The organism is Novosphingobium sp. Chol11 (assembly GCF_945870625.1).
In the GTDB taxonomy this organism is placed as follows: Bacteria; Pseudomonadota; Alphaproteobacteria; order Sphingomonadales; family Sphingomonadaceae; genus Novosphingobium.
This window is the reverse complement of the sequence record NZ_CAMBTS010000084.1, coordinates 1-14,088: the sequence shown is the minus strand read 5'-3', so window position 1 is coordinate 14,088 and position 14,088 is coordinate 1. Positions and strand designations below refer to the sequence as shown.

13 protein-coding genes are annotated in these 14,088 nt (G+C 65.2%); 7 read left to right on the top strand and 6 right to left on the bottom strand.

What is annotated here, in order from left to right:
* Both Q0O40_RS12280 and Q0O40_RS12275 read right to left on the bottom strand, forming a co-directional pair.
* Positions 1-1,886 (bottom strand): NADP-dependent malic enzyme (locus Q0O40_RS12280; RefSeq protein WP_295530181.1); only part of this gene is annotated, 1,886 nt, incomplete at its 3' end.
* 75 nt (positions 1,887-1,961) lie between these two features.
* Positions 1,962-3,635, bottom strand: a complete 1,674-nt coding sequence (locus tag Q0O40_RS12275) for a hypothetical protein (protein ID WP_295530179.1) — start codon at positions 3,633-3,635, stop codon at positions 1,962-1,964.
* Positions 3,636-3,720: 85 nt separating this feature from the next.
* Between Q0O40_RS12275 and mutS the strand changes: the two genes are divergently transcribed.
* Positions 3,721-6,309, top strand: a complete 2,589-nt coding sequence (mutS, locus tag Q0O40_RS12270) for a DNA mismatch repair protein MutS (RefSeq protein WP_295530184.1) — start codon at positions 3,721-3,723, stop codon at positions 6,307-6,309.
* Between the two features lie 64 nt (positions 6,310-6,373).
* Positions 6,374-7,024, top strand: a complete 651-nt coding sequence (locus tag Q0O40_RS12265; protein ID WP_295530176.1) for a twin-arginine translocation pathway signal protein — start codon at positions 6,374-6,376, stop codon at positions 7,022-7,024.
* A 12-nt stretch (positions 7,025-7,036) separates the two neighbouring features.
* Here Q0O40_RS12265 and Q0O40_RS12260 read toward each other — a convergent pair whose 3' ends face one another.
* Both Q0O40_RS12260 and Q0O40_RS12255 read right to left on the bottom strand, forming a co-directional pair.
* Positions 7,037-7,444 carry a hypothetical protein gene (locus Q0O40_RS12260; RefSeq protein WP_295530173.1) on the bottom strand — a complete coding sequence of 136 codons (408 nt, stop codon included), beginning with the start codon at positions 7,442-7,444 and terminating at the stop codon, positions 7,037-7,039.
* Between the two features lie 4 nt (positions 7,445-7,448).
* Positions 7,449-8,699 carry a nucleoside transporter C-terminal domain-containing protein gene (locus tag Q0O40_RS12255; RefSeq protein ID WP_295530169.1) on the bottom strand — a complete coding sequence of 417 codons (1,251 nt, stop codon included), beginning with the start codon at positions 8,697-8,699 and terminating at the stop codon, positions 7,449-7,451.
* Positions 8,700-8,925: 226 nt separating this feature from the next.
* On the opposite strand from Q0O40_RS12255, the gene argB reads away from it, so the two are divergent.
* From argB to Q0O40_RS12230, 5 genes are all read left to right on the top strand, one after another.
* Positions 8,926-9,837 (top strand): acetylglutamate kinase, encoded by a 912-nt coding sequence (gene argB / locus Q0O40_RS12250; protein WP_295530166.1) that lies wholly within the window; start codon positions 8,926-8,928, stop codon positions 9,835-9,837.
* 92 nt (positions 9,838-9,929) lie between these two features.
* A complete protein-coding gene (locus Q0O40_RS12245; RefSeq protein ID WP_295530163.1) occupies positions 9,930-10,223 on the top strand; it encodes a YggT family protein in 294 nt (97 codons plus the stop codon).
* Between the two features lie 6 nt (positions 10,224-10,229).
* Positions 10,230-11,123 (top strand): bifunctional methylenetetrahydrofolate dehydrogenase/methenyltetrahydrofolate cyclohydrolase FolD, encoded by an 894-nt coding sequence (gene folD, locus Q0O40_RS12240; protein WP_295530160.1) that lies wholly within the window; start codon positions 10,230-10,232, stop codon positions 11,121-11,123.
* Positions 11,124-11,208: 85 nt separating this feature from the next.
* Entirely contained in the window at positions 11,209-12,000 is a 792-nt protein-coding gene (locus tag Q0O40_RS12235; RefSeq protein WP_295530158.1) for a hypothetical protein, read from the top strand.
* A gap of 4 nt (positions 12,001-12,004) precedes the next feature.
* Entirely contained in the window at positions 12,005-12,625 is a 621-nt protein-coding gene (locus tag Q0O40_RS12230; RefSeq protein WP_295530155.1) for a MarC family protein, read from the top strand.
* A 30-nt stretch (positions 12,626-12,655) separates the two neighbouring features.
* Here the strand turns inward: Q0O40_RS12230 and Q0O40_RS12225 are convergent, their stop codons facing one another.
* A complete protein-coding gene (locus Q0O40_RS12225; protein ID WP_295530152.1) occupies positions 12,656-13,261 on the bottom strand; it encodes an LON peptidase substrate-binding domain-containing protein in 606 nt (201 codons plus the stop codon).
* 27 nt (positions 13,262-13,288) lie between these two features.
* A partial coding sequence (locus Q0O40_RS12220; protein ID WP_295530149.1) for a tetratricopeptide repeat protein occupies positions 13,289-14,088 on the bottom strand: 800 nt, incomplete at its 5' end.

The window sequence follows — 14,088 nt, the reverse complement described above, 5'->3', positions numbered from 1 at the left end:
ACGCGCGGTTCATGGCCCATGCGCCGCGCCACGGCGGCGGTTTCGGTGGCAATGTGGGCCAAATCTTCGGCGCTCGGCCGCTCGTTCACGGTCGTATCGGCCAGAAACACGGTGTAGTTCTTGGCCACCATCATGTGGATGCCAAAGGGCAAGTGACCGGGCTTGGGATCGATGACTTGCAGCACTTCCTTCATCGATTGCGCAAATGTGCGGGTCATGCCCGAAATCAGCGCATCGCCGTGCCCCAGCGCGACCAGCAGCGAGGCAAACACGTTGCGGTCCTGATTGACCATGCGCCTCACATCGCGCTGGAGGAAGCCACGCCGCTGCAGCCGCGCATAGAGAAACTCCACCATCTCGGGCACCAGCGGCGAGACGTTCGAATTGTGGATTTCGTAGCTTTCGGGATTGTTGATGCCGAGCTCTGCCAGCTTATCCAGCACCGCCTGCGTGCGCCCGACCAGCACCGGGGTGCCATAGCCGAAATCGCGGAACTGGATCGCGGCGCGCAGCACCACTTCGTTCTCGGCCTCGGCAAAGACCACGCGCTTGGGGTTCTGCTTGACCTTGGTATAGACGCTGGTCAGCACCGCTGTGGTCGGATTGAGCCGCGCTTTCAGGCTGTGGCGATAGGCGTCGAAATCTTCGATCGGCTTTTGCGCCACGCCCGAATCCATCGCCGCCTTGGCCACGGCGGACGAGACCACCTCCATCAAGCGCGGATCGAACGGCGCGGGGATGATATAGTCCAGCCCGAACTGCTGGTTCATGCCATAAGCCGCCGCGACTTCTTCGGGCACCGATTGGCGCGCTAATTCGGCAATGGCCTGCGCCGCCGCGATCTTCATTTCCTCGTTGATCGTGGTGGCGCGCACATCGAGAGCGCCGCGAAAGATGAACGGGAAGCCGAGCACGTTGTTGACCTGGTTGGGATAATCCGAGCGGCCAGTGGCAACAATGCAATCGGGCCGCGCGGCCTTGGCCTCGGGCGGGGTGATCTCGGGATCGGGGTTGGCCATCGCAAAGATGATCGGCTGGGCCGCCATCTTCATCACCCATTCGGGCTTCAGCGCGCCCGCGGCGGAAAGCCCGAGGAAAATGTCCGCGCCGTCGAGCGCCTCTTCAAGGCTGCGTGCAGGGGTGTCGATGGCGTGCGCGCTCTTCCACTGGTCCATGCCGCCCTCGCGGCCGCGATAGATCGGGCCTTGCCGGTCGCACATGATCACATTGTCGTGGCGCACGCCCATCGCCTTGATCAGCGCGGTGCAGGCGATGGCCGCCGCGCCCGCGCCATTGACCACCACTTTGACGTCGGCCAGCTTGCGCCCGGTCAGGAAGCAGGCATTGAGCAGGCCGGCGGCGGAGATGATCGCGGTGCCATGCTGATCATCGTGCATGATCGGAATCTTGAGCTTGTCGCGCAGCGCCTGCTCGATGATGAAGCATTCGGGCGCCTTGATATCTTCAAGGTTGATGCCGCCAAAGGTCGGCTCCATCAGCGCGACCGCGTCGATGAACGCTTGCGGGTCTTCGGTATCGAGCTCGATATCGATCGAATCGACATCGGCAAAGCGCTTGAACAGTACTGCCTTGCCTTCCATCACCGGCTTAGAAGCCAGCGCACCGAGATTGCCGAGGCCGAGGATCGCGGTGCCGTTGGAGATCACCGCAACCAGATTGCCCTTGGCGGTATAGTCATAAGCCGTCGCCGGATCATCGGCAATGGCGCGCACCGGCGCGGCGACGCCGGGGGAATAGGCCAGGCTGAGATCGCGCTGGGTGGCCATCGGCTTGGAGGCGATGATCTCGATTTTGCCCGGGCGGATCGTGTTGTGATAAAAAAGCGCTTCCCGCTCAGTGAAGCGGACGCTGCTTTCCTCGGTCATGCTAACTTCCCTTCGGGCGTCTGATCTGGTTTGTCGGCTGATGGTGCCAGGTTGCGGGCGGCGCGACGTCGTATTTTAGAAATCCCTAGGCTTCCACGTGACAAAACCCAAGGGCCTGACCGCAAAAAGCAGGCTGCGGCCCTCCTGCCAGACCAGCTGGAGCCGGGGATCGGGGTTGCGCGGCAATCCGGTGTCGATCAGCCAGACATAATCAACCCGCTCGATCGGCGCGAACTTCAGCGCTCGATCAACACTGCGCAAGCGGCCGCTCTGGCACGCCCGCGACCAGACAAATTCGGATGGATCGGCGGTGAAATTGCGCCCCGGGCGGAAGCGCGGGATCACCATGTGAAGGCCCGGAACGGCCCAATTGTCGTTCACCCACGCTTGCCGATAAAGGCTGGCAAGGCTGGCCAGATGATCGCGCCGGGTATTGCGCCAGGATTCTTCGAGGCACGAATGTTCGACGAACGCGAGCACACGGCTGCCTGGTTCGACATGATGCAGCGCGGCGAGCTGCTTCTTGTAGTCCTCGGCATACGTCGCAAAGCTGCCGGCGGTGATGGCCAGCCGCACGGCGAGGAGCGCCATTCCGGCATAGGCGACCGCGCGGGCGCGCTTTTCGGGCGCTTGGCTCCAATCCTGCAAACCCAATGCCAGCATCGCGGCCACCGGCAGCAGCCGGACATCGACAAACGCGCTGCCGTTGATATCGCTGGGAATCGCGATGAACAGCGCGAACACCAGCACGCCGGGAAGGCCCAGTGCCCATTTCCAGCGCGCGCCCATTGCCCAGCCGAACATGATCAGGCCGACGCACGAAAGCGTGGTGGCCGCATCGAGCAGCAACACCTGATCGCGCAGAGTGAGGATGAGGTACCAGGCCTTCTGGTCCCAGCGCCAGCGGTTAAGGCTGCGGATCGGTTCGGGCGAAAGCCATTTCCACAAAACAACCGTGATGATCGTGGCAATCAGCGGCCAGCAGAGGATGAACAGCCGCTTGGCGATCTCGCGCCAATCCTGCTCGGCGCGCAATTGCCGCCACGCCGATGGGTGCCACCACCCGGCGGGCAGGCGATCGATCTCGCGGCCCAGCGCATTGGCGCCGACCATAAGCGCGAGCAGCAGGCCGCCGATAGCATGACACAGCATCGCCACCGGTTGCGCCACGATCAGCAGCGCCGCGCGTTTCTTCGGCTGGTCTTCGAGCCAGACCGAGGCAGCAAACACACTCAGCGCAAGGCCGGTGGCAAGGATATAATTGAGAAAACCCGTCAGCAGCGGGAAGCTGAAGACAAACATCAGCGCCCAGGCCGCGCCGTGGCCGCCCTTGGGATTGAGCACCCGGATCGTGGCAAGGCAGCCGCCTGCGAACAGGCCGGTGGCCAGCACGGTGCTCCACCATCCAGCCGCCAGAATGCCGAATTGCGCGCCCAGCACTTTCATCAGCACACCGCCGCCGATGTTGAGTGTGAACACCCATTTCCACGAGAAGTATTTTTCCAGCGGATTGCCGGGACCCGCTGCCTCGATCGCCGCAGCCCCCATGTGGCCGGGCAGATCGATTAGCGGCGGAACTTCAACCAGAAAAAACGGCAGGCACACCAGCAGCACGGCAACGAGAATGGCAGGCACGCTGAGCCAAGGCAGGAAAGCTGCGCGATCCCAGACGGCTTTATCGCCGAACGGCCAAGCTCTTTCGCGGACCAGCATCAGTCCCTGTTCTTTTGCCTTGTCGACGAAGCGCATATGTCGAAATCCGGCATGGATGGTTTGAGAAACGCGCGCGTCTGGTTTAGCCACAGACGCTGTGACCTCCCATGCCCCAACTCCGATGATGGCGCAATATATTGCGCTGAAGCAACAAGCAGGAGGCAGCCTGCTGTTTTACCGCATGGGCGATTTCTTCGAGCTATTCTTCGAAGATGCCAAGATCGCGGCGGGCGTGCTCGATATCGCGCTGACCAGCCGGGGCGAGCATGATGGCGCGCCGATCCCGATGTGCGGCGTGCCGGTCCATGCTGCCGAAGCTTATCTCGCCCGGCTGATCCGCGCCGGTTGCCAGGTGGCGATTGCCGAGCAGACCGAAAGCCCGGCTGAGGCGAAAAAGCGCGGCGGATCAAAGACATTGGTCGCGCGCGACATTGTCCGCTTTGTCACCGCCGGGACGCTCACCGAAGACGCGCTGCTCGAACCGCGCCGTGCCAATGTGCTGGCGGCGGTGTGCGAAGTGCGCGGCAGCATCGGCATCGCCGCGTGTGACATTTCGACCGGGCGGATGGAACTGGAGGAGTGCACCGCAGACGGGCTCGGCGCGGCGCTGGCGCGGCTTGGGCCAAGCGAACTGGTGGCGCCGGAAGGCTTTGCCGAAGGCGCTTATGCTGCAGTGCCGCGAGCCGCAGCTACGTTCGACTCGGCGCGCGGTGAGGCGCGGCTGCGCGAGGTGCACGGCGTGGCCACGCTCGATGGCTTCGGCGCGTTCAGCCGGGCCATGCTCAGCGCGGCGGGCGGGCTGATCGAATATCTCGATCACGCCGGGCGCGGCAAGTTGCCCTTCCTGCTACCGCCGGTCGTGCGCGAAACCGGCGCACACATGGCGATGGACGAGGCCACCCGGGCCAGCCTCGAAATCCTCTCGAGCAGCACCGGCGGGCGCAAGGGCAGCCTGATCGAAGCGGTTGATCGCTGCGTGACCAGCGCAGGCGCGCGGCTGCTGGCCGAGGATCTGTCCGCGCCGCTGACCGGGCTGGCGGCGATCCGCGCGCGGCTCGAACTGGTCAGCTGGCTGCATGATGACCCGTTGCTGCGGGGCGATCTGCGCGCCCGGCTGCGCGCCGCGCCCGATCTGGGCCGCGCGCTGGGGCGGGTCGTGGCCGGGCGGGGAAGCCCGCGAGATCTGGGCCAATTGCGCGACGGCCTTGGCGAAGCGCGGCGCGTGCAGGGGCTGATCGCGGCGCGCGCCGATCGGCCTGCGCTGGCCGATGCGCTCCTTCCTGCGCTCGCCGGGCATGGCGCGCTGATCGATCTGTTCGCGCGCGCGCTCGTCCCCGCGCCGCCGACCGAGCGGGCGCAGGGCGGCTTTATCGCCGAAGGGTATGACGCCGCGCTCGATGAACTGCGCCGCATGGCGGGCAATTCGCGCCGCGCCATCGCCGCGCTTGAGGCCAAATACCGCGATGAAACCGGGGTTGCGGCGCTCAAAATCCGCCACAATGGCGTGCTCGGCTATTTCATCGAGGTGCCCGCGCGCCATGCTGACCGGATGATGGCATCGGACAGCGGCTTCACCCACCGCCAGACGATGGCGGGCGCAGTGCGGTTCAACGCGCTGGCGCTGCACGAGGAGGCCAGCCGCATCGCCGAGGCGGGCGGACACGCGCTCGCAGCGGAAGAAGCGCATTTCGAGGACTTGGTCGCCAGCGCCGTGAAGGCGCGCGAGGCGATTGCCGCCACTGCCGCCGCTCTGGCGCGCCTCGATGTTGCGGCGGGCCAAGCCGAGCGCGCCGCAGAAGGCGGCTGGAGCCTGCCGCGCGTGGTCGATGAACCGCGCCTCGCCATCACCGGCGGGCGGCACCCGGTGGTCGAGGCGGCGCTGGCGGCCAAGGGCGAGCGGTTTGTCGCCAATGATTGTGTGCTGGTGCCCGATGACCGCCTGTGGCTGATCGGCGGGCCGAACATGGGCGGCAAATCAACCTTCCTGCGGCAGAACGCGCTGATCGTGCTGCTGGCGCAGGCGGGCGGCTTCGTGCCCGCGCAAAGCGCAACCGTCGGCCTCGTTGATCGCCTGTTCAGCCGCGTCGGCGCCTCGGACAATCTGGCGCGCGGGCGCTCCACTTTCATGGTCGAGATGGTCGAGACCGCCGCAATCCTGGCGCAAGCGACACCGCGCAGTTTCGTGATCCTCGATGAAGTCGGGCGCGGCACCTCGACTTATGACGGGCTCGCGCTGGCCTGGGCGGTGGCGGAGGCAGTGCACGGGGGCAATCGCTGCCGCTGCCTGTTTGCCACGCATTATCACGAGCTCGCGCGGCTGGCCGAGACGTGCGAGGCGCTCTCGCTGCACCATGTCCGCGCGCGCGAATGGAAGGGTGATCTGGTGCTGCTGCATGAACTGGCCGACGGCCCGGCTGACAAAAGCTACGGCCTTGCCGTGGCGCGGTTGGCCGGGGTGCCCGCGCCGGTGGTCAAACGCGCGCGCGCGGTGCTCGACAAGCTGGATAAGGGCCGCGCCGCCACCGGCGGGCTGGCGGCGGGGCTCGATGATCTGCCGCTGTTTGCCGCTATCCAGCATGAGGCGGAGGAAGCGCCGGTCGACGCCTTGCGCGAACGGCTCGGCGCGCTCGATCTCGATGCGCTGAGCCCGCGTGAGGCGCTCGATGTGCTCTATCAATTGAAGCGCGCAGCAGAAGGCGCAGCGCCGTAAACCGCCGAAGCGGGACGACGAGAAGCAGATTTAAGGTTAAGCTCGAAGGCAAGGAGTGCGCACGATGAGGATTGGGATCACAAGCAAGAATTTGGCGCTGAGCATGGCCTTGCTGGCCCTATGCCCGGCATCCGCAGCGCTCGCGTCGCCCAGCAGCGCTGATCCGGTGCAAGCAGCACCCGCGCCTGCCGCCGCGCCGCCAGCGCGGCCAAAGCCGCCGCTGGTCGCGCCCAATTTCAGGGTTCCGATGCTGGTTGAAGCAGAGACTTTCCAGCTCGCTCCACTTGGGCCCCCTTTGGTCAAGATCGATTTCGACGCTTACATGTCGTCGATCGAGCACTTGCAGAAAACCTTTACCCGCAGCACCGATTGGCCGCGCGCAGACCTCACCGATGCCGACGCCATGCTCGATATGCAAACCGAACAGGCCCGGTTCCAACGCCGCGAATCCTTCGCTTATGCGGTGCTCACGCTTGACGGCGGCCGCGAACGGGGCAGCGTCTATGTCTCGCCCAGCCCGGTCGCAGGCTATGATGCGGTGGTGCGGCTGTGGGTCACCAAGGCGGAGTACGACGCAGGCTTTGACGCGGAGCTTTATGCCTGGGTGACAAGCTGGGTGAAGAAAGAGTGGCCGTTCAAGAAAGTCGCCTACCCCGGCCGCGCGATCGAATGGGCCGCGTGGGATGCCATGGTCGCGGCGAAAGCGGCCAAATAAGGCGCGCCGTCGCTAAGAACGGGCCCGCGCGACGAGCACAAAGACAAGCGGCAGCAGGGCAAAGGTGATCTGCCCGGCAAGGCCGAGCATCCCCTCGGGCAACACCAGTCCTGACAACCATGCGCGGATGGATTGTCCCAGAATAAGCGCCATCAGCACTTCGCAAAGCAAGAGCGCGCCAAAGGCAGCCAGACCCATCGTCAACGCCGGAATCGGCATGCAGATGGCCCAGCGCCGAACGAAAAGGCGGGCAAGCGGGGCGCAGGCCGCAAGCATCAGCGGGGTTTCCATCGCGACCGCTGCGAACGGACCGACCAGCGGCGCAACCACCAGCGTCCTGACAGTTCCGAAGGCGAAGCCCAAGCCGAAGCCAGAAAGTCCATAGGCCGCGCCGGGGATCAAGGCGGCGCGGGCGGTCACGCCGTCATGCACCGAGGAATAGCCCCGCCAGCGCCGCGCTCATCAGATTGGCCAACGCGCCTGCGGTCAGCGCGCGCACGCCCAGCCGCGCGATCACCGCGCGCTGGTTTGGCGCAAGGCTGCCCGCAACTGCCATCTGGATTGCGATGGAGCTGAAATTGGCAAACCCGCACAGCGCAAACGTGACAATCGCGGTGGTATGCTCGCTCAGGCCCTTGGCCGCGGCCAGATCGATAAAGCCGACAAATTCATTGAGCACGATCTTGGTGCCGAACAAGCCGCCAGCCGCCATCGCCTCGCCCCAATTCGGCGCGCCGAGCAGCAGGAAGATGGGCGCAAACAGCGTGCCCAGGATCTGCTGAAACGACAAGTCCGGTCGCCCGATCCAGCCGCCAATCCCGCCCAGAATGCCGTTGGCCAGCGCCACCAGCGCGACGAACGCCAGCACCATCGCGCCCACCGCCACGGCCAGCCGCACCCCGGTCTGCGCGCCCTGGCTGGCCGCCATGATCAGGTTGGCGGGGCGTTCGTTGTCTGAGGCCGGGCTTGCGGGATGGGGGTTTGGCAGGGGCGCTGCGCCCACATCGGCGGGGGCCGGCGGCTCATCGGGCATCACCAGCTTGGCCATCAGCACGCCGCCAGGCGCCGACATGAACGCGGCGGCAACCAGATAATCGATGCGAATGCCCATCGCGGCATAAGCGGCCAGAATCGTCCCCGCCACGCCCGCCATGCCCACTGTCATCACGCAAAACATCTGTTGGGGGCTCAGCCCTGCCAGATAAGGCCGGATCACCAGCGGCGATTCGCTTTGGCCGACAAAGATGTTGGATGCCGCGCAGAGCGCTTCGACCCGGCTGATCCCGGTGATTCTTTCCAGACCGCCGCCGATCCAGCGGATCACCAATTGCATCACGCCGAGATAATAGAGGATCGAGATCAAGGCCGCGAAGAAAACGATCGTCGGCAGCGCGGCAATGGCAAAGCTGCGCCCGCCGATTTCGGGCGAGGCCAGCGGACCGAACAGAAACGTGACACCCGCCTTGGCATAGCCGAGAAGTTGCTCGATCCCTGCTGCCGCGCCCTGCAGCGCCGCATTGCCGGCCGGCACATAAAGCACCACTGCGGCCAAGCCGGCCTGCAGCGCAAAGGCGGGCACGACGACCCGCAGGCGTATGGCCCGGCGATTGGCCGAGAGCATCACCGCGATGAGCAGGATCAGCGCCATTCCGGCGAAGCTGAGGAAAAAGCGCATCGCGGGCAAAAGCATCCTTCGTGGCAGGCGGAACCGGAACCGCCTTGTCTTAGCGGGGTTTGGCCATGGGTCAAAACCGCTGGGCTCCCGGCGAAGGCCATGGCCTCAGGGCACCAAGCTCCCCGCCCCGGCCGAGGCCCCGGCCTTCGATGGGGGCCCCAAACAGCCGCCAAACTCTGCACACGTGTTGCGGAATCGCCGCATCTGGTCCACAGCGCAGCGCACCATGACCGAGCCATTCGACACCGCGCACTATCAGGCAATGCTGGCCAAGGCCGAAACCCTGACCGAGGCGCTGCCTTATCTCCAGCGCTATGCGGGCAAGACCTTTGTGGTGAAATATGGCGGGCATGCCATGGGCAATGCCGAGGCGGCGCAGGATTTTGCCGAGGATGTCGTCCTGCTGAAGGCGGTCGGGATCAATCCGGTCGTTGTCCATGGCGGCGGGCCGCAGATCGGCGCCATGCTGAGTAAGCTGGGCGTGGAATCGCGCTTTATCGATGGTTTGCGCGTGACCACGAAGGAAACGGCCGACATCGCCGAGATGGTGCTGTGCGGCGCGATCAACAAAGAGCTGGTCGGCTGGATTGCCAGAGCGGGCGGCAAAGCGCTGGGCATATCGGGCAAGGATGCCGGCCTTGTCACCGCCACCAAAGTCACCCGCACCGCGCGCGATCCGGAAAGCAATATCGAAAGCGTGGTCGATCTCGGCTTCGTGGGTGAGCCGACGAAGATCGATCCGGCGATCATCCACACCGCCAGCGCGGCGGGCATGATCCCGGTGATTGCGCCGATCGGGGCGGGCGAGGATGGCCATACCTATAATATCAATGCCGACACCATGGCGGGCGCGCTGGCGGCGGCGCTGGGCGCGGCGCGGCTCTTTTTGCTGACCGATGTCCCCGGTGTGCTGGGCAAGGACAAGGAATTGCTGACCGAATTGACCCCGGCAGACATTGCCCGGCTGGCCAGCGATGGCACGATCAGCGGCGGCATGATCCCCAAGCTGGAAACCTGCGTCCATGCGGTCGAGGCCGGGTGCGAAGCGGCGGTGGTGCTCGATGGCCGGGTGCCGCATGCCATGCTGATCGAAGTGTTCACTGCAGGCGGCGCGGGCACGATGGTCCGCAAGGGCTAAGGCACATCGGGCGTCGGGCATGGCGCGGTTGTTGCTCTCACCCTGCGGTGTCGGCTAAGGCGGCGCCAGATGCCGCGAGAGGATTGCTCCCGATGATGCTTTACACCCTGATCTCGATGCTGATCTACCTGATCGAGATCTACTCCACCGCGGTGATCGTACAGGTCGTGCTCGGCCTCCTGATTGCGTTCAATGTCGTCAATCTCCAGAATCCGGCGGTTAGCGCGATCTGGAAGGCGCTCGGCGCGATCATGGACCCGGTGCTGAACCCGATCCGCAGGATCCTGCCCGATACCGGCGCGATCGATCTTTCCCCCATGGCGCTGCTGATCGGCTTGCGATTGCTGGTGATGCTCCTCACCGGGGTTGCGGCCTCGACGCTCTGAATCCGTATGTCAGCGGACATCATCGATGGAAAAGCCTTCGCCGCAACTTTGCGAGCGCGGGTAGCCGGGCTGGCTCGCGCGTTTGAAGACGCTGCGGGCCGCAAAGCGGGCCTCGCGGTGGTGTTGGTTGGCGAAGATCCCGCCAGTCAGGTCTATGTGCGCTCCAAGGGCAAGCAGACGATCGAGGCGGGCATGGCCAGCTTTGAGCATCGCTTTCCTGCCGAAACGGCGGAGGCCGACCTGCTCGCGCTGGTGGAGTCGCTGAACGTCGATTCGGCGGTCGATGGCATTCTGGTCCAGCTGCCGCTGCCTGCCCATATGGACGAGCAAAAGGTGATTTCGGCCATCAGCCCCGACAAGGACGTCGATGGGTTCCATGTGATCAATGCGGGCCGTCTCGCCGTGGGCCAGCCCGGCTTTGTGCCATGCACGCCGCTGGGCTGCCTGATGCTGCTGAAAGACAAGCTCGGCAGTTTGTCTGGCCTGAATGCCGTGATCATTGGCCGCTCGAACATCGTCGGCAAGCCGATGGCGCAATTGCTGCTTGGCGAGAGCTGCACGGTAACGATTGCGCATAGCCGCACCCGCGATATGCCGGAGGTGGTGCGGCGCGCCGATATCGTGGTCGCGGCGGTCGGCCGGGCCGAGATGGTGAAGGCGGATTGGCTTAAGCCGGGGGCCTGCGTCATCGATGTCGGGATCAATCGCGTGGCAGCGGCCGAGGAAGGCAAGACGCGGCTGGTTGGCGACGTCGATTTTGCAGGCGCGCTCGACGTTGCCGGATCGATCACCCCGGTTCCCGGCGGTGTCGGCCCGATGACGATCGCGGTGTTGCTGCGCAATGCGCTGGTGGCGGCCTATCGCAATGCCGGGCTCCAATTGGCGGACGGAGCGATCTGAGGCGCGCGTGCGCCTCCGGTCCCTCCCGCAAGTGGAAGGTTACTCTGCCTTTCTATTGCCCAAAGCCTGCTCTAGGCTCTCATGTATGAAGTGCCTTCTCTCCCTCGCTCTCGTTGTGCTCGCCGCGCCCGCAGCCGCACTGGGGCAAGCCTCAGGCGGGGCACTGGGGATCACCCCGGCGGGCAATCCCAGCGCTCTGATCGCAGCCGAAGTCGCATTTGCGCGGTTGGCGCGTGAGCGCGGGCAATGGCCGGCGTTTGCCGCCACCGCCGCCGAGGCTGCCGAAATGTTCGCGCCGCAGCGCGTCCTGGCCAAACTCTGGCTGAAAGGCCGCGCAAACCCGGCACAGCCGCTGCAGTGGCAGCCGCACGCGGCATGGATCAGCTGCGATGGCAGCGCCGGGGCCACCTTCGGCGCGTATCAGGGTAGCACGGGTGAGGGCGGGAGCGGGCAGGGCTGGTTCTCGAACCTCTGGCAACGCCAGAAAAAGGGCGGCTACAAATGGCTGCTGGATCAAGGCGGCGACCTCGCCGCCCCGCTCGCCGCGCCAGAGTTTCTCGCCGGAAAAGTGGCGAATTGTCGCGCCTGCCCACAGCGCGATCCCGCCGCAGACGAAGAGAGCGAGGCCCGCCCCCCCCGCGATGCACTCAAGCGACGCGATGCAATCCCGCTCCAGCGCCCTCTCGCCGGCCCCATTCCTGCGCTCGCCGCGGCGGCTGGGTCTGACAGCAAGGATGGCCAGTCCGACGATGGTACGCTGGCCTGGCGATCCACCGTGATGCCTGGCGGAACGCGCGAATGGACCGTTTGGCTGAGGCAGGACGGAAAGATGACCGAGGTCCTGCACCGGACCGAAGCCGCACGGAACGAGGGCTGATCCGGTGCTTGAGCTGTTTATCTCGGCCTTCGTCACGCTCTTTGTGGTGATCGATCCGCCCGGTTGCGCGCCGATCTATGCGGGCCTCACCGCCAGCGCCACGCCGCGTGAGGCGCGCGTCATGGCGGTGCGCGCCTGCCTGATCGCCAGCGCCATTCTGGTGGTGTTTGCGCTGTTTGGCGAAGACCTGCTCGGCGCGCTGCATATCGAGCTCGATAGTTTTCGCATCGCGGGCGGGATCATGCTGTTCCTGATCGCGCTCGACATGGTGTTTGAAAAGCGCACCGAACGCCGCGAGGAGCGTGCCGAGAAAGTGCGCACAGCGCAGCCGCAGATCGAAGACGTCTCGGTGTTCCCGATGGCAATGCCGATGCTGGCCGGGCCGGGTTCGATTGCATCGGTCATGCTATTGACGGCAAAAGCCCATGGTTTGGCCGAAACATTCGTGATTTTGGCCGCGTTGGGCGCTGTCATGCTGCTCAGCCTGATCGCACTCATTGCCGCGCGTCCGCTTATGCGGTTTCTGGGAGCGCAAGTCGAAGCCGTGATTACGCGGCTTTTGGGCGTTTTGCTGGCGGCGCTGGCGGCGCAGTTCGTGATCGACGGAATCCACGCGCAATTCTGACTTTCGCGCTAATGCTGCGCTAACCCGGCGCTATTGCAGCGTCACGCGCCCGTCGTCGCTGTCGTGGCGTCCGAAAAACTGCATCAGCTGGACCAGCAGTTCGCACCGGCTGGCGAGGTCCTCCGCCTCCAGCAGGGCCTGCTTGGCGGCGGCATCGAACGGCGCGATTTGCGAAACGCCGTTGATCAAGGATTGATCATCCAGCCGCGCGACCGATTCCCAATCGACCGAAAACCCCTGCGCATCGGCGAATTTGCGTGCTTCGTTCTCAAAGGAGGCGCGCTCTACCGCGCTCAGGCTGGCCGATGCATCGTCGGCAATCAGCTCGGCCTCGATCTGCCGAAACTGCGTTGCCACATCGAGTTCGCGGACCATGCGAAAGCGCGACACCCCTTCGAGCAGGATGTTGAAGCCGCCATCGTCAAGCGCCTCGACTTCGCCGATTTTTCCAATGCAACCAACACTATACAGCGGCGATCCGTTGTGCGGCGATTGCGGCTGGATCATCGCGATCTGCCGATCACGCGCGAGCGCATCGGACACCATCGCCCGGTAGCGCGGCTCAAAAATATGCAACGGCAGTTGCAGCCCGGGAAATAGCAGCGCGCCGGTCAGCGGAAAGATCGAAAGCCGCATTTTAGTGATTGCTCCAGCCATGGTTCGTTACCCGAACAAAACCGCCGATAGCTTGCGCCGGGTCGCCGCAGCCCAAGGGTCTTCCAGCCCAACCGCTTCGAAAATCTGGAGCAGCCGCGCCCGCGCCGCGCCTTCGTTCCACGCGCGGTCCGCCGCGACCATCGCCAGCAGCGTTGCCGCCGCCGCGTCGCGGTCGCCGCTGGCATAGAGCCCGTTGGCAAGCGCCAGTTTGGCGTCCATGTCCGCCGGGTCCGCATCAGCCGCCGCGCGCAAGGCTTCCAGCTCGGTGGGTTCGGGCGCATCCTGCGCCAGCGCCAATGCCGAGCGGGCCTGCGCCATTGCTGGATCATCGGCCATCGCGGGATCGAGCCCGGCGAGCACCTCGGCCGCCTCTGTCCGCTGGCCTGCCGCCAGAAGCGCGCGAATCAGGCCGGAATGCGCCGCCGCGCTTTCGGGCGCGATCTCGGCGATTTGCGCAAAGATGCCGATGGCGCGCTCGCCTTCGCCGCTGCCCAGCACTTCTTCGCCCATTTCCAGCAGCGGGGCGATGTCTTGCGCTGGTGCCGCGCCGCCCGTGATCGGCAATTGTGCCAAAAGCTGGTCGAGCGTCTGGCGCAATTGCTGCTCGGTGCGCGCGTTTGTGAGATCGGCCACCGGCTGGCCCTGAAACAGCGCGTAGACCGTGGGAATCGAGCGCACCTGAAACTGCGCGGCGATGAACTGTTCCTCGTCAACATTGAGCTTGGCCAGCACCACGCCCTTATCGGCATAATCTGCCGCCACCTTTTCGAGCAGCGGGGTCAGCGCCTTGCAAGGCCCGCACCACT

Coding starts and splice junctions, on each gene's coding strand:
- folD (WP_295530160.1), top strand. CDS start 10,230: ATGTCAGCGGACATCATCGATGGAAAAGCCTTCGCCGCAACTTTGCGA.
- mutS (WP_295530184.1), top strand. CDS start 3,721: ATGATGGCGCAATATATTGCGCTGAAGCAACAAGCAGGAGGCAGCCTG.
- Q0O40_RS12275 (WP_295530179.1), bottom strand. CDS start 3,635: ATGCGCTTCGTCGACAAGGCAAAAGAACAGGGACTGATGCTGGTCCGC.
- Q0O40_RS12265 (WP_295530176.1), top strand. CDS start 6,374: ATGAGGATTGGGATCACAAGCAAGAATTTGGCGCTGAGCATGGCCTTG.
- Q0O40_RS12235 (WP_295530158.1), top strand. CDS start 11,209: ATGAAGTGCCTTCTCTCCCTCGCTCTCGTTGTGCTCGCCGCGCCCGCA.
- argB (WP_295530166.1), top strand. CDS start 8,926: ATGACCGAGCCATTCGACACCGCGCACTATCAGGCAATGCTGGCCAAG.
- Q0O40_RS12245 (WP_295530163.1), top strand. CDS start 9,930: ATGATGCTTTACACCCTGATCTCGATGCTGATCTACCTGATCGAGATC.
- Q0O40_RS12255 (WP_295530169.1), bottom strand. CDS start 8,699: ATGCGCTTTTTCCTCAGCTTCGCCGGAATGGCGCTGATCCTGCTCATC.
- Q0O40_RS12225 (WP_295530152.1), bottom strand. CDS start 13,261: ATGCGGCTTTCGATCTTTCCGCTGACCGGCGCGCTGCTATTTCCCGGG.